The organism is Amycolatopsis sp. NPDC039088 (genome assembly GCF_055598845.1).
Map to the genome: position 1 here is coordinate 155,911 of NZ_JBVKAE010000013.1, position 20,315 is coordinate 176,225.

Below are 20,315 nucleotides of genomic sequence, written 5' to 3' on the forward strand. Positions count from 1 at the left end.
CCGGAATGGACCTGCGCTTCCTGAACGCCGAGCCGACGGACGCCGAACGGGAGGCGGTCGACGCGCTCGGCGGCGGAACCGGCCGTGATCAGCTGCTGCCCGCCCTGCACGCGGTGAACGACCGGGTCGGCTGGATCAGCCAGGGAGCGCTGAACCATATCTGCCGCCGTCTGACCGTCCCGCCGGCGGAGGCCTACGGTGTGGCCAGCTTCTATGCGTTGTTCTCGCTCACCGAACGGCCACCTCGGGTCGTTCATGTCTGCACCGACCTGGCTTGTCAGGTGAACGGCGCGGAGGCGGTCAGCGACGCGCTGACCGAGAACGTCGGCGTCGCGGGAAGACCCGCCGGTGGGGTCACCTGGCTACGCAGTCCTTGCCTGGGTGTCTGCGAACGGGCTCCCGCGGCGCTGGCCTTCGAAGCCGGTGACCCCGCGAGGGAGCGGCTGCTCGCCCCGGCGAGCCCGGGCGAGGCCGTCCGGGCGGCCACCGGTGTGTCCGAACTGGACAAAGCGCCGATTTCCGTTCCACAGCAAGGAGATCCGGAGCTTCGGCTGTTGCGGCGTGTCGGGGTCGTCGACCCGGAAAGCTTGGACGCCTACCGTGCCGCCGGTGGTTACGCCGCCTTGCGGAACGCCTTGCTGCTCGGCCCGGCCGGGGTGATCCGTGAGGTGACCGACGCGGGACTGATGGGTCGCGGTGGCGCGGCGTTCCCGACCGGCCGGAAATGGGACGCCACCGCCCGGCAGGCGGAGCGGATCCGGTACCTGGTGTGCAACGCCGACGAGAGCGAACCGGGCACGTTCAAGGATCGCGTGCTGATCGAAGGTGACCCGTTCGCGCTGGTCGAGGCGATGACCATCGCCGCTTTCGCGATCGGAGCGACGAAGGGATACGTCTATCTGCGCGGCGAGTACCCGCGGGCGCTGCGCTTGCTCCGCAACGCCATCGACGTCGCCCGCGAACGCGGCTTCCTTGGCGAGAACATCATGGGACGGCAAGGGTTCTCGTTTAACATCGAGATCAGGAGGGGAGCGGGCGCCTACATCTGCGGCGAGGAAACGGCGATCTTCAACTCCATCGAGGGCTTCCGCGGCGAGCCGAGGACCAAACCGCCGTTCCCGGTCGAGAAAGGGTTGTTCGGCAAGCCGACGGTGGTGAACAACGTCGAGACCCTGGTCAACGTCCCGCTGATCCTCACGGAGGGCTGCGAGGCCTATCGCCGGATCGGGACCGAGCGCTCGTCCGGGCCGAAGCTGTTCTGCCTGTCCGGCAATGTCCGGCGTCCTGGCGTGTACGAGGTCCCGTTCGGGACGACGCTGGCCGAGCTGCTCGAACTGGCCGGGGGAGTGCCCGAAGGCCGTGAACTTCGGGCGATCCTGCTCGGCGGTGCGGCGGGCGGTTTCGTCCGGCCGGACGAGATCGCCCTGCCGCTGACCATGGAGGACACCCGCGCGGCGGGCACCACGCTCGGTTCCGGTGTCGTGCTGGCGCTGGACGACCAGGCCGATCTCGGCGGCTTCCTGTTGCGGATCGCCGCGTTCTTCCGTGACGAGTCGTGCGGGCAATGCGTGCCCTGCCGGATCGGCACCGTCCGGCAGGAGGAGGCGTTGCACCGGATCGTCGGCCGCCGGAAGCTCGGCACCGGCGGCGATGATCTCGCGCTGCTGCGCGAAGTCGGCCAGGTGATGCGGGATTCGTCCATCTGCGGTCTCGGGCAGACCGCCTGGAACGCCATCGAATCGGCGATCGACCGGCTCGGCGTACTGGAGGAGCAGTCATGAGCATCGTCGAAATAGGACTCCCGCGTCGGCTCGTCGAGTTCACTGTGGACGGTGAGGCTGTCCGGGTACCCGAAGGCTCCACCATTCTCGACGCCTGCACCGCGGCGGGCAAAAGCATTCCGACGCTCTGTTACGGCGACACCCTCGAACCCGCGAACGCCTGTCGCGTCTGCATGGTGGAGGTCGAAGGCTCGCGCACGCTCGTGCCGTCGTGCTCCCGCAAAGCCGAACCGGGAATGGTGGTGCGGACCGAAACCGACCGGACGCGGCTCAGTCGCAAGGTCGTCCTCGAACTCCTGGGTTCGGCGACGGACCTGTCCACGACACCCGACGTCGCGGACTGGATGGCCGAGTGCGGCGCCGAACCCGGACGGTTCGGCCCTCCGGCGCCACCGTCGGACGACCGGGACGAACGGCGAGCGGGGGAACACGAGATCCCGGACGGGCTGACGGCGGCGACCGTGCGCCAGCCGGTCAAAGTGGACAACGAACTCTATGTCCGCGACTACGGGAAATGCATCCAGTGCTACAAATGCGTCGATGCCTGCGGTGAGCAGTGGCAGAACACCTTCGCCATCACCATGGCCGGGCGGGGATTCGACGCGCGGATCTCGACCGAGTTCGCGAACCCGTTGCCGGACAGCGCTTGTGTCTACTGTGGAAACTGTATCGAGGTCTGCCCGACCGGGGCGCTGAGTTTCAAGCGTGAGTACGACAAACGCGAAGACGGCACCTGGGACGAGGCACGGCAGGCGGCCACGACGACGGTCTGCACCTTCTGCGGGGTCGGCTGCAACCTGACCCTGCACGTCCAGGACAACGAGATCGTCAAGGTCACCTCGCCGCACGAGAGTTCGGTGACCCACGGAAACCTCTGCATCAAGGGCCGCTTCGGCTGGCAGCACGTCCAGAACCGCTGACGTCGAGTGGGTCGCTAGTGGCGATCCGGGTTATTGAGAGGCAGGGCAAACGCGTCGTGTCTCGGGCGAGGCGGTGGGCTGGGTGACGCGGCACCGCACTGGCTTACCGAAGTACATGAAGGCCTCCTTCCTTGGCGCCTGGCGCAGGGTCCCGGCAAAGTCGCATAATCGCCGGTCAGGTGGGTTGCAAGTGGTGATTCCGGCACTCGTCGATCTTCGTGCGGGTGACCGCGGCAGGTAGGCGCGCACCGATCGGGTTCTGAGTTTCCACAGGGACGCTTCCTGGCGGCCGAGTGTCCGATTGATGTGATATGTACAGGTCTGCGTGGGGGTCGTGAGTGTTTTGTGTCGTTCTGGCCAACGGTGTTTTGGTTACCTACGGCGGGTGAGCTGGGTAGCGCTGGTCCGTGAAGGACTCCTTGAGGGACCCAGAGTCCCTCAAGGAGTCCTTCACGGACCCGAAACCCCATCACAAACCCCAGCGGCACCACCAGTCACAACAGCGGCGCGTGAAGGACCCCTTCCCTCGGCTCAGCCGAGGAAACTCGACCCTCACACCTTCCCCAGTACATGAAGGCCCCCTTTGCTGCGCCTAGCGCAAGGAAGGGGGCCATCATGTACTTCACGCGAGCAAGCCCGCAGGCTACGAGTAGGTACCTGAGAGAGGGTTCGTTCTAACGTCACAAAACACTCGCGACCCCCACGTGAAGTGCTCACATCGGGCATTGTGTCCGGCAGTGGTGTCCCTTGTGGACACTCGGGGTGCGGCCGGCCAGCCCGGAATCAGGCAGCCACGCACGACTTCGGATCGCCAAGAGCGATACGGACCAGCAGTGGTACGACTTTGCCGGGGGCCCTGGCGCCTAGCGCACGGAAGGAGGCCTTCATGTACTTCACGACCGGAGGCCTTCACTACCAGAAGAACGTGTTCACAGGAGCGACACCGGCCCCACGCCACGACACGTTTTGCCTTTCCCCTCAATAACCCGAATCGCCACTTGCGACCACCCGCATCGAACGCCCACCGGTGCCCTTCGCGCCCGGCGCACCGCAACCTCCCTTTCGCTCCCAGGCCTGCCCGTTGACCGCGACCAGGTCAGCGGGCTATTCTCGATATACGAAAGAAAGTTTCCGCATAGCGAAATTACAGAGGTTTCGATGGCTGATCTTGCCGGTTCGGGTCATGCGCTGCCGTACGTGCTGAACCTGTCGATGGTCTTCACCGAGTTGCCGCTCCTCGAGCGCGCGGAGGCGGCGAGGGCGGCGGGGTTCACCGCCGTCGAGTACTGGTGGCCGTTCGAGACGCCGGTACCGGACGCCGCCGAGGTCGACCGGTTCGTGGCGTCGGTCGAAAAGGCGGGTGTCGCGGTGACCGGGCTGAACTTCTTTCCCGGTGACATGGCCGCCGGTGATCGTGGCCTGGTCACCTGGATCGGCCGGGAGGACGAGTTCGCCCACGGCGTCGCTTCCGCGATCGAGCTCGGCGAGCGGCTCGGTTGCCGCCGGTTCAACGCGCTCTACGGCAACCGCCTCGGCGGTGCCGACCCCGCCGAGCAGGACAAGCTCGGCCGGGAGAACCTGGCGCTCGCCTCGGACGCCGCCGCGCGGATCGGTGCGGAGATCGTCCTGGAGCCGTTGTCGGGAGCGGAGAAGTACCCGCTCAAGACCGCGGACGATGTGCTGAAGGTGCTCGACGAACTCGGGCGGGACAACGTGAAGCTGCTGGCCGACCTGTACCACCTGGCGGTCAACGGTGATGACCTCGACCGGGTCGTGTCCGTCCACACCGGACGGATCGGCCATGTGCAGATCGCCGATGCCCCAGGGCGGCACCAGCCGGGGACCGGAACGCTGGACATCGAGGGGTACCTGGAAAAGCTGCAGACGGCGGGCTACCGCGGGCAGGTCGGCGTGGAGTACAAGCCCGATGGGCCGAGCGCGGAATCGCTGTCGTGGCTGCCTTTCGAACGAAGGGGACTGGCATGACCAAGCTGGGATTCATCGGACTGGGGATCATGGGCGGGCCGATGGCGGGACATCTCGCCGCGGCCGGGCACCAGGTGAGCGGATTCGACACGAAAGCCGACGCGCTCGCGAGGCTGGAAGCGGCGGGCGGCCGGGCCGCGAGCGGGGTGACGGACGCCGTCTCGGACGCGGAAGTCGTCATCACCATGCTGCCGGACCACCCGCAGGTCGAGGCCGTCGTGCTGGCCCCGGGCGGGGTGCTGGAATCGGCGAAACCGGGGACCCTGCTGATCGACATGAGCACGATCCGGCCGGAGACCTCCATCGAGGTGGCCGAACGGGCGGGCGAACGCGAGATCCGGGTGCTCGACGCGCCCGTCTCGGGTGGTCAAGCGGGCGCCCAGCAGGCGTCACTGTCCATTATGGTCGGTGGCGAGGACGAGGACTTCGCGGCCGCGCGACCGATACTGGAAGCCGTCGGCAAGACGATCGTCCATGTGGGACCGCACGGTGCCGGTCAGGTCGTCAAAGCGGCCAACCAGCTGGTGGTCGGCGGGACCTACGGGCTGATCGCCGAGGCGATCGTGCTGCTCGAAGCGTCCGGTGTGGACGCGGGGGTCGGGCTGGACGTGCTCGCGGGCGGCCTGGCGGGCAGCCGGATCCTCGAACTCAAACGGAAGTCCATGGTGGCACGGGAATTCGCGCCGGGTTTCCGGATCGACCTGCACCACAAGGACATGGGGATCGCGCTCGCCGCCGCGAGGCAGGCCGAGGTCGCGCTGCCGATCACCGGACTGGTCGCCCAGCTCGTCGCCGCCGGACGGGCGATGGGGCACGGCTCGCTGGATCACTCAGCTCTGCTGAAGGTCGTCGAAGCGCTGTCCGGCGCGGAAAGCAAGGTGTGACGCATGCCCAGAATCCCCGCCATGCAGGCCGTCGTCGACGTCCTGGTCAGTGAGGGCGTCGACACCGCGTTCGGCTGCCCCGGCGCCGCGATCCTCCCGCTGTACCAGGCGATGCAGGGCAGCGGCATCGAGCATCTGATCGTGCGCCACGAGGAGGGCGCGACCCATATGGCCGACGGCTGGTCGAGGACCACCGGCAACGTCGGCGTCGCGATCGGTACCTCCGGGCCTGCCGGGACGAATATGATCACCGGTCTCTACACCGCGCAGGCCGACTCCATCCCGATCCTGTGCATCACCGGGCAGGCCGATTCGCGCAAGCTGCACACCGAGGCGTTCCAGGCCGTCGACATCGTCGAGATCGCCAAGCCGGTGACCAAGTGGGCGGTCCAGGTGAAGGAGGCGGCGCAGCTGCCGTGGGTGTTCCGGGAGGCGTTCCGCGTCGCCCGGTCCGGCCGTCCAGGGCCGGTGCTGATCGACCTGCCGATCGACGTCCAGCGGCAGGAGATCGAATGGGACTCCAGCATCGATTCGCCGCTGCCGGTCACCACGGTGACGCCGTCGCCCGCCAGGGTGGAGCGGGCACTCGATCTGCTGCTCGCCGCGGAACGGCCGCTGATCCTCGCCGGTGGCGGCGTGGTCCTCGGCGGCGCGAGCGACCGGCTGCGGACGGCGGCCGAGCTGCTCGGCGTCCCGGTCGGCGTGACGTTGATGGGCAAGGGGACCTTCCCCGAGGACCACGAGCTGTTCGCCGGGATGGCGGGCATCCAGACGTCGCAGCGGTGGGCGAACGCGGCCTTCCTCGAAGCGGATCTGGTGCTCGCGCTGGGCGCCAGGTTCGGCGATCGGCACACCGGTGACCTCGACGTCTACCGCGGCAGCCGCAAATTCATCCACGTCGACATCGAGCCGACACAGCTGGGCAAGGTGTTCGGGCCGGATCTCGGGATCGTGTCGGATACGGGCGCCTTCCTGGACGCGCTGATCGAGGCGGCGTCGAAACGTTCCCCGGCGCGGGATCGGGCGTGGCCGCGCCGGATCGGCGAACTCAAGACGAGCTTGCCGCGACGCGAGGACTTCGAAGACACGCCGATCAAGGCGCCCCGGGTGTTCAAGGAGATCAACGAGTTCTACGGCGAGGACGCCTACTTCGTCACCGCCATCGGGCTGTACCAGATCTGGTCGGGGCAGTTCCAGCGCGCGCACAAGCCCCGCCACTACCAGGTGTGCGGCCAGGCCGGCCCGCTCGGCTGGGAGATCCCGGCGGCGATCGGCGTCAAGAAGGCGAAGCCGGAGGCCGAAGTCGTCGGTGTCGTCGGGGACTACTCGTTCCAGTTCCTGGTGGAGGAACTGGCGGTGGCCGCGCAGTACGACGTCGGGTTCGTGCTGATCATGCTGAACAACGAGTACCTCGGGCTCATCCGGCAAGCCGAGACCGGTTACGAGATGAACTTCGAGGTCGACATCCACTACGACAAGATCGGCACGGACAACGTGAAGATCATGGAGGCCTACGGTTGTTCCGGCACCCGGGTGACCGAGCCTGGCGAGATCCAGGCGTCGCTGGAGTGGGCGCGCAAGGAGGCCGAGCGGACCTCGCGGCCGGTGCTGGTGGAGATCATGATCGAACGCGAAGGGAACGCCGCGATGGGCAAGGCGCTCGACAGCGTGGTCGAGTTCGAGCCGATCGCGGGATAAAAGAGTGAGATGAACGGGACTTTCATCGCAAAAACGAGAGGAAAGTCCCGTTCATCTCATCCGGTGTCAGGCCTTGCCCTGGTCGTTGCTCAGCCACTTCTCCGGCCGGACCCTGACCAGTACGGAGTTGTCGTTGAGGGCGCCGTCGACGTACTTCGTGCCGTCTTCCTCAGGCAGATAGCGGTGTGCGATCTTCAGCGCCTGCTCGCGGGTCGGCGGCGCGTCGTTCGCGATGACCGGCCCTTCGGCCGTGACGTACTTGTACGGCAGCGTCTCCGACTGAGCGACCAGGCTGAGCCTGCCCGCCTTCTTGATCGCCTTGTCCTTGACCGATCCGCCGTCCATCCAGATCAGGAGTTCCCCGCCGGGCTCGTAGTCGTACCAGACCGGCACGGCCAGCGGGGCCCGGCCTTCCCGTTCCACGGCCAGGACCCCGATGTGGACCTCACTCAGAAAGGCTTCCCGTTCCTCGGCGGTCATGACGAAAGACGACATCCGTGTCTCGCTTCTCTCGGCTCGATGATCTACGAGAGAAGACAACGCGGGACGACATCAGGACATTCCGGTCAGTGAACCCCGCATTCAGAGGACTGAATGCGGGCGTTACGGCGTGGGCGAAGCGGAGCTGGTCGGCGTCGCGTCGCCGGTGTTGCCCGCCGGGGTGGAGGAAGGCGGCGGCGTGGTGCTGGACGGCGGAGGCGTCGACGACGGCGGGGTGCTCGAAGGCGGTGTCGAAGAGGGCGGGTTCGACGAGGGCGGTGTCGACGAAGGCGGCGTGCTGCTCGGCTTCGACGGCGATGTGCTGCTCGACGGCGCACTGCTGCTCGGCGGGAGCGACGAGCCGGGCGGCGCGGTCGGCGGCGGCGTGGTCGTGCCGGGCGGGGGAGCGCCGGGCAGCGTCGGCACCGGGACCTGCCCGCCGGGCGTGCCGGCGGCGACGTCCTGGGAGTCGGGGGCGCCGACGGGGACCTGGCTGTCCGGGAACGTGGCGACACCGCCGCGATAGGCGACCGCCCACCGGATCACGGTGTCCACATAGGACAGCGAGTGGTTGTAGCGGTACACGGCGACCCGTTGGGTCTGCTCGGACGTCAGATCGACTCCGCCGGAGCAGAGGTACCGGCCCGAACCCAGGGTCGCGTCGTAGATGTTGTTCGGGTTCGACTCGCCGTCGCCGTTGCCGTCGGAGGCGTAGCCCTTCCACGTGGACGGGATGAACTGCGTCGGGCCGACGGCGCGATCCCAGACCGCGTCGCCGTCGTACTTGCCGCCGTCGGTGTCCGGGATGGCCGCGAACGGACCGGCGCCGTTGAGCTGCGGGCCGAGGATCGGTTCGAGGGTGTTGCCCTTGGCGTCGACGTAGCCGCCGCGCGCGTGGTTGGACTCGATCCGGCCGATGCTGGCGATGAGCGCCCAGTCGATGTGACAGCCCGGCAGTTCCTTCGCGAGGATGTCCGCCGCGTTGCGGTAGGCCTTCATCATGCTGGCGGGGATGCCGAGCGCACCCGACGGCGCGAACGAGCCGCCGACGTTGCCGGTGCCGCCGGGGACGGTCAGCGGATCCGGGTTGGGCGGCTCGGGGAGGCTGCCGTCGACCGCGATCTCCGGGACGATGCCCGCCGGCGGCTGCCAGGGCGTCGCCTGATTCTGCGGCGCGGGTTCCTTCGCCGCCGCGATCGGGGTGTCGGGACCGGCCGACGCAGTGACCGCGGGCAGGACGGCGAGCGCGCCACCGGCGAGCGCGAAGGCCGTCCGGTGCCGGGCGGACAACCTGTCCGGCTGTCGAGGGCGGTGCTTCGGCATGTTCTCTCCCGCTAGGTCGACTCCGCGCAAAACTATCCGATACAACCGAATTTCGGGGAAGACACAACGAAAAACCTGCGAGCCCGGCGGGATTTCGTCCGCCCGGCACAAGACCTTCGTAGTGAAGTTGTCAATTTCACGCTGAGTTCACCGAAACGCCAGCAGAATCCTCGGCCGCCCTGTGGGACTGGTCTGAACCGTGTGCAAAGACGCCTTTGCACAATCTTCTTTGCATGGTTACCTTGGTGTCATGACCGGTCCGCCGCCACCCGAAGAGATCACCGACCCCGCCGTGCTGAAGGCGGTGATGCATCCGTTGCGCAGACGGATCATGGAGTCGCTGGGCCGGGGTCCCGCGACAGCGACGAAGCTGGCGAAGGAACTGGGGGAGAGCTCGGGCGCCACCAGCTATCACCTGCGGGAACTGGCGAAGTACAACTTCGTCGAGGAGGCACCGGAACTCGCGCACGGCAAGGAACGCTGGTGGCGCGCCAGGTCGCGGGACATCCGCTGGCCACGACACAGCGAGCAGAGCGAAGAGATGCGCGCGGTGTTCGACGAGGCGCAGCGTGCCGCGTTCACCGAAGACCTCGAACAGATGGCGCGTTTCCTCGAACGCCGCGACGAGCTGGGCGAATGGGGCGATGGCCTGGTGTTCTCTCGCGGCGCGGTGCACGTGAACATCGAAGAGCTCAAGCAGTTCTGGGAGGAGTACCTGGAGCTGCTGCACCGCTACCGGCGGGTGGAGCCCGGCGCGGACACGCGGAAGGTCTTCGTCCGCTGGACGGCGTTTCCGGATCCGGACGGGGAAGTGTGGGAGGAAGGGGAGAAGGGGAACTGAAGCCGGTGGGAGAGCGGCCACTCGACCGCCGGGATCGCGTCACCACGCCGGACGGCGTGTCTTCACGAACGACTTCACAGACAAGGGGGAGCAGCATGCTGCTCTGGAAGAGAATCGCGGCCGTCGGTGCCGTGATGAGCCTGCTCACGGCGGGGACCGCGACGGCCGCGCAGCCGCCGGACGGAGTATCCCGCGCGGATGCCACCATCCGCTACACCGAGTACGGCATCCCGCATATCGTCGCGAACGATTACGTGAACCTGGGCTTCGGGCAAGGCTACGCCGCGGCCAAGGACAACATCTGCTCGATCGCGGGCGTCGCGCTCACCACCCGGGCCGGGCGGTCCCGCTGGCTCGGCCCGGACGCGGCGCCGACGAGCGGCGTGAGCCAGGCGAGTACGAACCTTGCCAGCGATCTGTATTTCCAGGGGCTCAACGAGAGCGGTGCCGTCGAGCGGATGCTGACCGAGCCGGCGCCGCGCGGTCCGTACCGCGAGGTCCGCGAGCTGATCCGCGGTTACGTCGAGGGCGTCAACAAGTACCTGCGCGACGGCGAGATCACCGATCCGGCCTGCCGGGGCGCGGGCTGGCTGAAGCCGATCACCGAACTCGACGTCCACCGGCACGGTCACGCGGTCGGGATGATCTTCGGCCAGGGCGGGGTGGCGGATTCGATCACCGCGTCGCTGCCGGGCGCGCGGCCGCCGGGCGGCGGTACCGAGCAGATGCTCGGGGAGTCCGGGATCGGCAGTAACGCCATCGCGATCGGTTCGGCCGCGTCGGCGAACGGACGCGGGGTCTCGCTGGCAAATCCGCATCTGCCGTGGCAGCTGAGCGGGACCAGGCTGTGGCAGTCGCAGCTGAGCCTGCCGGGCAAGCTCAACGTCAGTGGCGCGGGCATCCCCGGGATTCCGTTGATGTGGCTGGGACACAACGAGACCGCCGCCTGGAGCGGTACGGCCACCGACAAGACCCGCACCTACACGCTGTTCGAGCTGAAGCTCGTGCCCGGCTCGCCGACCACCTACCTGGTCGACGGGAAGCCCGAGCCGATGCGGCGCAAGGACGTGAGTGTCCTGGCGCGCAAAGCGGACGGGACCCTGGAGCGGGTCACGCGTCCACAGTGGACGACAAGATACGGCCCGGTGACGACCCGGGTCGGGCAACGGGAACTGCCGTGGACGGCTTCGAGCGCGTTCGCGATCGCCGACGCCAACGCCGGGAACCTCGGGATGACGAACTCGATGTTCGAGATCGCCCGCGGCCGGACGGCGGGGGAGATGATCGACGCGGTCCGTAAGACGCAGGGGCTGCCGTGGATGAACATCCTCGCCACCGACGATCGCGGCGGCGTGGAGTACAGCCAGATCCACGGGGTCCCTCACGTCACCGACGAGAAGGCGGCGCGCTGCAACACCCCGTTGGGCAAGGAACTGTTCGGCGCCAACGGGGTCGCCGTGCTCGACGGTGCCAAGACGTCCTGTGCGTGGGGCAGCGACCGTGACGCGGTGCGGCCCGGCGTCTTCGGCCCGTCCAGCCTGCCGAACCTGAGCCGGGACGACTACCTGGCGAACTCGAACGACAGTTACTGGCTCTTCAATCCTGCCGAGCCGAAGACCGGCTACGCGCGGATCGTGGGGCCGGTCCGCTCCGAGCAGAACCTGCGGACACGGGGCGGCTTCGTCGCTATCGCCGACCAGTTGCGGAAGGGCGGCTTCACCGGGCAGGCGATGCGAGACCTGATGTTCTCGCACCGCGACCACGCGGCCGAACTCGTGCGGGCCGACGTCGTCGGGATGTGCGCCGCGATGCCGGGAATGGACGCGGCTTGCGCCGCTTTGGCTGGCTGGGACGGGCGTTCGGACACCGGGAGCAGGGGCGCGTTGCTGTTCGACCGGTTCTGGTCCGCGGTGGCCCGGTTGGGGCCCGGTATCTGGAAGGTGCCCTTCGACGTCAAGGATCCTGTCCACACGCCGAACACCCTCGACACCGGGAACGCCGCGATCCGGAAGGCCCTCACCGACGCGGTCGCCGAGTTGACCGCGGCGAAGATCCCGCTCGACGCGCCGTACGGCGACAACCACTATGTGGTGCGCGGCGGCAAGAAGATCCCGCTGGGCGGTGGGACGGCCGGGCGTGGCGTCTACGACTCCTTGGGCGGGCCATGGGATCCGGCACACGGTTACGCCGACGTCGTGCACGGCGGAACGTATCTGCACGTGGTGGCCTTCAACGGCACCGGCTGCCCGGACACGACGACGTTGCTGACCTACTCCCAGTCCGCGAATCCGAAGTCCGCGCATCACCGCGACCAGACGGAGCTGTACTCGCGCAAGCAGTGGGTCACCGAACGGTACTGCGAGAAGGACATCCTCGCGTCGCCGTCGCTCGAGGTGGTCCGTGTGAGCAGGCGATGACCGCCACGTTGCTCGTGCCGTGAGCAGTGAGCCTGGGTGCCGGGCGGCCACCCGGCACCCAGGCGAACGGAAGCCGCGTCACCACGCCCGAGGGCGTGTCTTCACGAACGGACTCCCGGCTGGAGAAGATACTCAGGACTTCGGGGTGACGGCGAACCGGCGCAGTTCCAGTGCCGGGTTCTTGGCGCGGACTTCGGAAACCCGGTCGGCCGAAAGCTCGGCGGCGGCGGTCCCCGTGCGCTCACCGACGGAGGCGAGCACGACGCCCATCGGGTCGACGATCATGCTGTGTCCCGACCCGGTCGGCGCCGCCTGCCCCGCCGCGACCAGATAGATCGTGTTCTCGATCGCCCGCGCCCGGACCAAGGTGGTCCAGTGGTCCTCCTTGAGCGGCCCCGGCATCCATTCCGCCGGAAGCAGTACCGCGTCCGCGCCCGCGTCGACCAGCCGCCGGGTGACCTCCGGGAAGCGCAGGTCGTAACAGGTCTGCAGACCGAAGACGAAGCCGTCGGCCCCGAAGGTCTCCGGCGCTTCGATGTCGCCGGGCCGCACCAGTTCCGACTCGCGGAAACCGAAGGCGTCGTACAGGTGCAGTTTGCGGTAGAGCGCGGCGATCGCCCCGTCGGGACCGGCCGCGACGAGTGTGTTCGAGATCCGCTCACCCTCGGGGAGCGCTTCGTTGATGCCCGCGACGACGGTGATCTGCCGGTCCTTCGCGAGGCCTCGGAGTTCGGTGACGAACGGGCCGTCGAGTTCTTCGGCCGAGGTCACGAATTCCCGGCTCATCGTCGGTACGGTGAACAGCGAGTACTCGGGCAGTACGACCACTCGCGCCCCGCGGTCGGCCGCTTCACCGACGAGGGAGGCGATGCGGGCGAGATTGGCCTGTTTGTCGTTGCCGGGCGCGAACTGCGCCACCGCGACGTGCACCATGGGGACCCTTCCGATAAGTGGAACTCTTGTGTACATGATGGATACTTGAGTGGTCCAGGTGTAGGCTCCGTCGCGGAAAGTGACGGCTTGGAGGGGGACGAGATGACTGTGACCGCCGAAGGAGGCGGCCCGGCACGCGAGCGGGTCTACACATGGCTGCGCGACGGGATCATCTCGGGTGAGCTGGAAGGCGGCCGCTTCCTCGACGAAATGTGGGTTTCCGGAGAGATCGGCGTTTCGCGGACCCCGGTGCGCGAGGCGTTCCACCGGCTGGCCGCCGAACGGTTCATCAGTCTCTTGCCGCGCAAGGGTGCCCAGGTGCGCACGGTCACCGCACGCGAACTGGAAGAGGTCTATCAGAGCAGGCGGCTGATCGAAGGCCACGCGATCGCGGCGCTCTGCGCGAACCGGGCCGGAGCGCCCGCCGAATTGCCGGAACTCATCGAAGCGATGGTGAACGCCGGGAACGAACGCGACTGGTTCGCCGTTTCGGGCTTCGACCGCCGCTTTCATCGCGCCATCGTGAACGCCGCGGGCAACTCCGTCCTGACCGAGCTGTACGACACCCTCCGCTCGCGGCAGCAACGCGTCACGGTCCGCGCGCTGGAGGCTCGGCCGGAGAGGCTGACGGTGATCAACGAAGAACACCGGGAATTGGTCGCTGCCTTGAACGCCCATGACGCGAAGGAAGCGTCACGGCTGCTGGAAGAGCATCTGCGCCCGGTGTCCGAAGTCATGTCGGTTCTGCCGCAGGAAGGCTGACCGCGATGGGACTCGAGAAGGTCGCCGGCGTCCTGCGCGACAACCTCACCGTCCGCCGCGTCTACGGCGAACCGGTGGAGCGCGACGGGGTGGTGGTGATCCCCGCCGCGAGCGTCATCGGCGGTGGTGGCGGCGGGCACGGCACCGAACAGGACAAGGAAGGCGAGGGCGGCGGCTTCATCCTGGCCGCGCGGCCTGTCGGCGCGTACGTGCTCAAGGGTGGCGACGTGCGCTGGGTGCCCGCGGTGGACGTGACCTTCCTTGGGGCGGTTTTCGCGATCATGGTCGCGACGATCCATAAGGCCCGGCGCCGGAAAGCTTGACGCCCGGCGGTCCGCTCATGCCCGGTTCGGGGCGGTGATGCCGGTGAGAATGAGATCGACCCCGGTGAGGAACTGCTCCCGGTCGTCGTGCTCGCGCACCTGGTCGGCGATGGACTTCATGAACGGGTATTCGCCGGAGTCGAGTTCTTCCCACGCCGTCGCCGCGGCGTGGAGGAATTCGGCCCGGTCCACTCCGGGCCCGAGTGCGCGGGCGTTCGCGGCGTTCTGGCCGGCGGCGCCGAAGACGTAGTGCGTGAGCGCCGAGGCCGCCGTGAACCAGGTGGCTTCGGGTACGCCGAGCGCGGCGACCCGTTGTCCGAAGCTTTCGAAGATCCGCGGCGTCACCGAGCCCCAAGGGCTGCGGGAAAGCTGAACGGCGAGTTGCGCGGAAAGCCACGGGTGTGCCGCGATCGCGTCGAACAGGCCGAGTGCGATGGTGCGGATCTCGTCCTGAGGCGTGTCCGATGCCTCGTCGTGCTCGATGGCCAAGACGTCCGTGATGACGGAGTCGGTCGCGGCGTCGAGCAGTTCGGCCTTGTTCGCCACATGCCAGTAGATCGCTCCCGGCCCGGTGGCGAGGCGTTCGGTCAGTGTCCGGAAGGTCAGCCCGTTCTCGCCGTCCGCGTCGAGCAGTGCGACGGCGGCCTCGACGATGCGCTCGCGGGAGAGCGCCTCCGTGCGCCGCGGTGTCCGGCTTGTCCGTGTGGCCATGCCGTCCATCTTGACACGGCTGGAGCACCGTTCCACTATGGAACGAAATTCCATCATGGAACGTCATTCCAGAAGAGGTGTCATGCAGTCGACCGTCACGATCGTCGGCGCTGGGCTCAGCGGGCTCACCCTGGCCCGTGTCCTGCACGTACACGGCATTCCGGGGGTGGTCTACGAGGCAGAGGGTTCGCCGGAGGACCGCGCACAGGGCGGGATGCTCGACATCCACGACTACAACGGGCAGCTCGCCATCCAGGCGGCAGGCCTGATGGAGGAGTTCCGCGGCCTCGTGTTGGAGGGCCGCGAAGCGATGCGGGTCCTCGCCCCGGACGGGACGGTCCTGTTCGAGCAGGCCGACGACGGGACAGGCGGCCGCCCCGAGGTACAGCGCGCCGACCTGCGGCGGATGCTGCTCGGTTCCCTCCCGGAAGGCACCGTCCGCTGGGGCCACAAGGTCACCGGCGTCCGGCGGCTCGACGGAGGTGGCCACGAGGTGACCTTCGCCGACGGCACCACCGCCGAGGGAGACGTGCTGGTCGGCGCGGATGGCGCCTGGTCGCGAGTACGGCCTTTGCTCACCGACGCCTCACCCAAGTACGCCGGTACGTCGTTCGTCGAGACCTATCTGTACGACGCCGACACCCGGCATCAGGCCGCCGCGAAGGCGGTCGGCGGTGGGGCGCTGATAGCACCGGCACCGGAGAGGGAGATCCACGCGCACCGGGAAAGCGGCGACACCTTGCACACCTACGTCGTGCTCAACGAGACGCTGGACTGGTTCGCGGCCATCGATTTCGCCGACCCGGCCGCGGCCACCGCGCGGATCGTGCGGGAGTTCGACGGCTGGGCACCGGAACTCACCGCGCTGATCACCGAGACCGACACCGCACCGGTCCATCGTCCGCATTACGCCCTCCCTTCCGGGCTCCGCTGGGACCGGGTGCCGGGGGTGACGCTGGTCGGCGACGCCGCCCACCTCGCCGCCCCCAACGGCGAAGGAGCGAACCTCGCCATGCTCGACGGCGCCGAACTGGCCAAGGCGCTCGCCGCGCATCCCGGCGACGTCGAGGCCGGGATCGCCGAATACGAGGAAGCCATGTTCGTCCGGAGTGTCGAAGTCGAAGGCGAGACCGCGGTCCTGCGGGAACGCGAGTTCCGCGAGAAGCTTCCGTGGAGCCTGGTCGAGATGTTCGTCGGAAGCGAATGATCCGGGTGGGCCGGACAGCCGGATCCGGGCTAGTTTCCCCTCATGGCGAAAAGCTCGGCGGTGGAGATCGAGGTCGGCGACCGGACGGTGCGCGTCTCGAACCCGGATCGGGTCTACTTCCCGGCGCGGGGTGAAACCAAGCTCGACCTCGTCCGGTACTACCTCGCGGTCGGCGACGGGATCGTGCGCGCGCTGCGGGAGCGGCCGTGCATGCTGCACCGGTTCCCGTCCGGGGTCTCGGGGGAGAAGGTCCACCAGAAACGCGTCCCGAACGGTGCCCCGGACTGGCTGCAGACCGTCCGCGTCGACTTCCCCTCCGGGAGGCACGCCTACGAACTGTGCGTCACGCACCCCGCCGACGTGATCTGGGCAGTGCAGATGTCGACCGTCGAGTTTCACCCCTGGAACTCCCGCCGGGCCGACACCGAACGTCCCGACGAGTGGCGGATCGACCTCGACCCGATGCCCGACTGCCCGTTCTCCACCGTGCGGAAGGTCGCCCACACCGTCCGCGAGCTCCTGGACGAACTCGGCATCACCGGATGGCCGAAGACCTCCGGCGGCCACGGCCTGCACGTTTACGTCCGGATCGAACCGAGGTGGGGCTTCCAGGAGGTCCGCCGGGCCGCGCACGCCTTCGCGCGCGAGGTCGAGCGCCGGATGCCGGACGAGGTCACCACCACCTGGTGGCGCAAGGATCGCGATCCTTCGAAACTGTTCGTCGACTACAACCAGAACGCGCGCGACCACACCATCGCCAGCGCCTACTCGGTCCGCGGCGTACCCGAAGCCGTCGTCTCGACGCCGATCGGCTGGGACGAGATCGACGACGTCGAGCCGACCGAATTCACCATCGCCACCGTGCCCGCGCGCTTCGCCGAACTCGGCGACCTGCACGCGGGCATCGACGACACGGCGTACTCGCTCGACGCCCTTCTCGAGTGGGCCGACCGCGACCCGCATTTAGAGGACTAAACGCGGGGCCAGGGGTCACTTGCCGACGTAGGCCGCCAGGTGCTCGCCGGTGAGGGTCGAACCGGTCGCGACGAGGTCGGCGGGAGTGCCCTCGAAGACGATCTTGCCGCCGTCGTGACCGGCGCCGGGGCCGAGGTCGATGATCCAGTCGGCGTGCGCCATGACGGCCTGGTGGTGCTCGATCACGATCACGGACTTGCCGGAGTCGACGAGCCGGTCCAGCAGGCCGAGCAGGTTCTCGACGTCGGCGAGGTGCAGACCGGTGGTGGGCTCGTCGAGGACGTAGACGCCGCCCTTGTCGCCCAGGTGCGTCGCGAGCTTCAGCCGCTGCCGTTCCCCGCCGGAAAGCGTGGTGAGCGGCTGGCCGAGGCTGAGGTAGCCGAGCCCGACGTCGTTGAGCCTGCTGAGGATGGCGTGCGCGGCCGGGACTCGCCCGTCGCCCTCGCCGCAGAACTCCTCGGCATCGGACACCGGCATCGCGAGGACCTCGCTGATGTTCTTGCCGCCGAAGGTGTACTCCAGCACCGAGGCCTGGAACCGTTTGCCGTCGCACTCCTCGCAGGTGGTCGCGGTGCCCGCCATGATGCCGAGGTCGGTGTAGATGACGCCGGCACCGTTGCAATTCGGGCAGGCGCCCTCGGAGTTGGCGCTGAACAGCGCCGGCTTCACGCCGTTGGCCTTGGCGAATGCCTTCCGGATCGGTTCGAGCAGGCTGGTGTAGGTGGCCGGATTGCTCCGCCGCGAGCCGCGGATGGGCGTCTGGTCGACGAAAATCACGCCGTCGGCGGGGATCGATCCGTGGATCAGCGAGCTCTTGCCGGAGCCCGCCACCCCGGTGACGACGCAGAGGACGCCGAGCGGGACGTCGACGTCGACGTTCTGGAGGTTGTGGCGGTCCGCGCCGCGGATCTCCAGTTTGCCGCTGGGCTTGCGGACGCTGTCCTTGAGCGCGGCCCGGTCGTCGAGGTGGCGGCCGGTGATGGTGTCGCTGGCGCGCAGGCCGTCGACGGTGCCCTCGAAGCAGATCGATCCGCCGGCCGTGCCCGCGCCGGGGCCGAGGTCGACGACGTGGTCGGCGATGGCGATCGTCTCCGGCTTGTGCTCGACGACCAGCACCGTGTTGCCCTTGTCGCGCAGCTGCTTGAGCAGGTTGTTCATCCGCTGGATGTCATGCGGGTGCAGGCCGATGGTCGGCTCGTCGAAGACGTAGGTGACGTCGGTGAGGGAAGAGCCGAGGTGGCGGATCATCTTGGTGCGCTGTGCCTCGCCACCCGACAGCGTGCCGGACGGCCGGTCGAGCGAGAGGTAGCCGAGCCCGATCTCCACGAAGGAGTCGAGAGTGTGCAGCAGCTTCTCCAGCAGCGGAGCCACCGACGGCTCCTTCAGCCCTCGGACCCACTCGGCGAGGTCGCTGATCTGCATCGAGCAGGCGTCGGCGATGTTGATCCGCTTGATCTTCGACGACCGCGCGGTCTCGCTCAGCCGGGTCCCGTCGCATTCGGGGCAGATGGTGAAGGTGACCGCCCGGTCGACGAACGCGCGGATATGCGGCTGCATCGCCTCGCGGTCCTTGGCCAGGAACGACTTCTGGATCGAGGGGATGAGACCCGAATAGGTCAGGTTGATGCCCTCGATCTTGAGCTTGACCGGCTCCTTGTAGAGCAGGTCGTTCAGCTGCCTCTTGGTGTATTTCTTGATCGGCTTGTCGGGGTCGAAGAAGCCGCAGCCGCGGAGGATGCGGCCGAACCAGCCCTCCATCGAGTAACCGGGGATCGACAGCGCGCCCTCGTTGAGGGATTTGTTCTCGTCGTACAGCGCGGTGAGGTCGATGTCGTTGACCGTGCCCCGCCCTTCGCAGCGCGAGCACATGCCGCCGGTGATGCTGAATTCGCGGCGTTCCTTCGTGGTCCGCCCGCCCTTCTCGACGGTCACGGCGCCCGCCCCGCTGATCGAGGCGACGTTGAAGGAGAACGCCTGCGGTGAGCCGATGTGCGGCTTCCCGATCCGGCTGAAGAGGATGCGCAGCATCGCGTGGGCGTCGGTGGCGGTGCCGACGGTGGAGCGGGGGTCGGAGCCCATCCGCTGCTGGTCGACGATGATCGCGGTGGTCAGGCCGTCGAGCACGTCGACCTCGGGCCGGGCCAGCGTCGGCATGAAACCCTGCACGAAGGTGCTGTAGGTCTCGTTGATCAGCCGTTGCGACTCGGCCGCGATGGTGTCGAAGACCAGTGAGCTCTTGCCCGAGCCGGAAACGCCGGTGAACACCGTCAGCCGTCTCTTCGGCAGCTCGACGGCGACGTCCTTGAGATTGTTCTCGCGCGCGCCCAGGACACGGATCAGGTCGTGGGTGTCGGCGGGATGCTGCTCGGGCGGCTGCGGCCTGGTGGTCTTGCGCATCGTTTCTCCATCCTCATGTGGGCCGCGTGTACGGTCCGTCAGCCTCACCGGGCTCGATCTAACCAGGTCGAGCCGTTCATCCTCGTTGTCCGTGCGGGGGTGTCCGCGACGATGCTCACGCTAGGTGAGCCGCGGCCTCCGGCGCTTCTCGATTCCTGATCGGGGTTCAGACGCTCCAGCCCTCGCTCTTCGTCGCCTTCAGATAGTCCTCGACCGGTGGTCCGACCGGCCTGCCTTCGAACTGCGTCGACAGCACCACCGACGACCGCAGCTCACCGTGCTTGCCGAGCCGTTCGAAGAGGCCCTCGAGATGTTCGAGCGACACGGCCCGCACCTTCAGCATGGTGCAGCGGTCACCGCTGAGCCGGTGCAGCTCGACCACCTCGGGATAGTCCTCCGATTTGCTGGTGCGCAGCAGGCAACTGCCGAGCGAGCAGCGCATTTCGACGAACGCCTGCAGGTCGTACCCGGTGCGGCGCGCGTCGATCTGTGCGCGATACCCGGTGATCACGCCCGTCTCCTCCAGCCGCCGGACCCGCTCGGCGACCGCCGGCGCGGAGAGGTTGACCCGGCGTCCCAGTTCCTTGAACGAGAGCCGCCCGTCGCTCTGGAGCGTCTCGACGAGCCGCCAGTCGAGCTCGTCCAGCGGTCTTTCCGATCGTAAGGTCATCGCGCCA

The 20,315-nt window shown here is 68.0% G+C and carries 17 protein-coding genes; 11 read left to right on the forward strand and 6 right to left on the reverse strand.

Annotated features, from left to right (window positions below; genetic code table 11):
• Positions 1–5 precede the first annotated feature (5 nt).
• The 5 genes from ACZ7KI_RS18880 to gcl all read left to right on the forward strand — a co-directional run bounded on the left by ACZ7KI_RS18880 (position 6) and on the right by gcl (position 7,269).
• Complete coding sequence (locus ACZ7KI_RS18880) at positions 6–1,781, forward strand: NAD(P)H-dependent oxidoreductase subunit E (protein ID WP_470274402.1); 1,776 nt, start codon at positions 6–8, stop codon at positions 1,779–1,781.
• Positions 1,778–2,701, forward strand: a complete 924-nt coding sequence (locus ACZ7KI_RS18885; RefSeq protein ID WP_470274403.1) for a 2Fe-2S iron-sulfur cluster-binding protein — start codon at positions 1,778–1,780, stop codon at positions 2,699–2,701. Before ACZ7KI_RS18880 ends, ACZ7KI_RS18885 begins: the two co-directional genes overlap by 4 nt.
• Positions 2,702–3,859: 1,158 nt before the next feature.
• Complete coding sequence (locus ACZ7KI_RS18890) at positions 3,860–4,687, forward strand: hydroxypyruvate isomerase family protein (protein WP_470274404.1); 828 nt, start codon at positions 3,860–3,862, stop codon at positions 4,685–4,687.
• The gene (locus tag ACZ7KI_RS18895; protein WP_470274405.1) at positions 4,684–5,571 is read left to right on the forward strand and encodes a 2-hydroxy-3-oxopropionate reductase; all 888 of its coding nucleotides are present in this window, start codon (positions 4,684–4,686) and stop codon (positions 5,569–5,571) included. The genes ACZ7KI_RS18890 and ACZ7KI_RS18895 overlap by 4 nt, the downstream gene beginning before the upstream one ends.
• A gap of 3 nt (positions 5,572–5,574) precedes the next feature.
• Entirely contained in the window at positions 5,575–7,269 is a 1,695-nt protein-coding gene (gene gcl / locus ACZ7KI_RS18900; RefSeq protein WP_470274406.1) for a glyoxylate carboligase, read from the forward strand.
• 66 nt (positions 7,270–7,335) lie between these two features.
• Here gcl and ACZ7KI_RS18905 read toward each other — a convergent pair whose 3' ends face one another.
• Both ACZ7KI_RS18905 and ACZ7KI_RS18910 read right to left on the reverse strand, forming a co-directional pair.
• Positions 7,336–7,764, reverse strand: coding sequence for a pyridoxamine 5'-phosphate oxidase family protein (locus tag ACZ7KI_RS18905; protein ID WP_470274407.1), 429 nt, complete (start codon positions 7,762–7,764; stop codon positions 7,336–7,338).
• A 108-nt stretch (positions 7,765–7,872) separates the two neighbouring features.
• Positions 7,873–9,072 (reverse strand): lytic transglycosylase domain-containing protein, encoded by a 1,200-nt coding sequence (locus tag ACZ7KI_RS18910; RefSeq protein ID WP_470274408.1) that lies wholly within the window; start codon positions 9,070–9,072, stop codon positions 7,873–7,875.
• 250 nt (positions 9,073–9,322) lie between these two features.
• Between ACZ7KI_RS18910 and ACZ7KI_RS18915 the strand changes: the two genes are divergently transcribed.
• A complete protein-coding gene (locus ACZ7KI_RS18915) occupies positions 9,323–9,913 on the forward strand; it encodes an ArsR/SmtB family transcription factor (protein ID WP_470274409.1) in 591 nt (196 codons plus the stop codon).
• A 95-nt stretch (positions 9,914–10,008) separates the two neighbouring features.
• The gene (locus tag ACZ7KI_RS18920; RefSeq protein WP_470274410.1) at positions 10,009–12,330 is read left to right on the forward strand and encodes a penicillin acylase family protein; all 2,322 of its coding nucleotides are present in this window, start codon (positions 10,009–10,011) and stop codon (positions 12,328–12,330) included.
• Positions 12,331–12,462: 132 nt separating this feature from the next.
• Here the strand turns inward: ACZ7KI_RS18920 and ACZ7KI_RS18925 are convergent, their stop codons facing one another.
• Positions 12,463–13,263 (reverse strand): carbon-nitrogen hydrolase family protein, encoded by an 801-nt coding sequence (locus ACZ7KI_RS18925; RefSeq protein WP_470274411.1) that lies wholly within the window; start codon positions 13,261–13,263, stop codon positions 12,463–12,465.
• Positions 13,264–13,365: 102 nt separating this feature from the next.
• On the opposite strand from ACZ7KI_RS18925, the gene ACZ7KI_RS18930 reads away from it, so the two are divergent.
• Entirely contained in the window at positions 13,366–14,025 is a 660-nt protein-coding gene (locus ACZ7KI_RS18930; RefSeq protein ID WP_470274412.1) for a GntR family transcriptional regulator, read from the forward strand.
• Between the two features lie 5 nt (positions 14,026–14,030).
• Positions 14,031–14,348, forward strand: coding sequence for a sporulation protein (locus tag ACZ7KI_RS18935; RefSeq protein ID WP_470274413.1), 318 nt, complete (start codon positions 14,031–14,033; stop codon positions 14,346–14,348).
• 15 nt (positions 14,349–14,363) lie between these two features.
• Here the strand turns inward: ACZ7KI_RS18935 and ACZ7KI_RS18940 are convergent, their stop codons facing one another.
• The gene (locus ACZ7KI_RS18940) at positions 14,364–15,059 is read right to left on the reverse strand and encodes a TetR/AcrR family transcriptional regulator C-terminal domain-containing protein (RefSeq protein WP_470274414.1); all 696 of its coding nucleotides are present in this window, start codon (positions 15,057–15,059) and stop codon (positions 14,364–14,366) included.
• Between the two features lie 82 nt (positions 15,060–15,141).
• Here ACZ7KI_RS18940 and ACZ7KI_RS18945 point away from each other — a divergent pair, with 82 nt between their 5' ends.
• Positions 15,142–16,266: an FAD-dependent oxidoreductase gene (locus tag ACZ7KI_RS18945; RefSeq protein WP_470274415.1), complete on the forward strand. Its 1,125-nt coding sequence runs from the start codon at positions 15,142–15,144 to the stop codon at positions 16,264–16,266.
• Between the two features lie 42 nt (positions 16,267–16,308).
• Positions 16,309–17,241, forward strand: a complete 933-nt coding sequence (gene ligD / locus ACZ7KI_RS18950) for a non-homologous end-joining DNA ligase (protein WP_470274416.1) — start codon at positions 16,309–16,311, stop codon at positions 17,239–17,241.
• 15 nt (positions 17,242–17,256) lie between these two features.
• Here the strand turns inward: ligD and ACZ7KI_RS18955 are convergent, their stop codons facing one another.
• Both ACZ7KI_RS18955 and ACZ7KI_RS18960 read right to left on the reverse strand, forming a co-directional pair.
• Positions 17,257–19,638: an ATP-binding cassette domain-containing protein gene (locus ACZ7KI_RS18955; RefSeq protein WP_470274417.1), complete on the reverse strand. Its 2,382-nt coding sequence runs from the start codon at positions 19,636–19,638 to the stop codon at positions 17,257–17,259.
• A gap of 166 nt (positions 19,639–19,804) precedes the next feature.
• The gene (locus tag ACZ7KI_RS18960) at positions 19,805–20,308 is read right to left on the reverse strand and encodes an Lrp/AsnC family transcriptional regulator (protein ID WP_470274418.1); all 504 of its coding nucleotides are present in this window, start codon (positions 20,306–20,308) and stop codon (positions 19,805–19,807) included.
• Positions 20,309–20,315 lie beyond the last annotated feature (7 nt).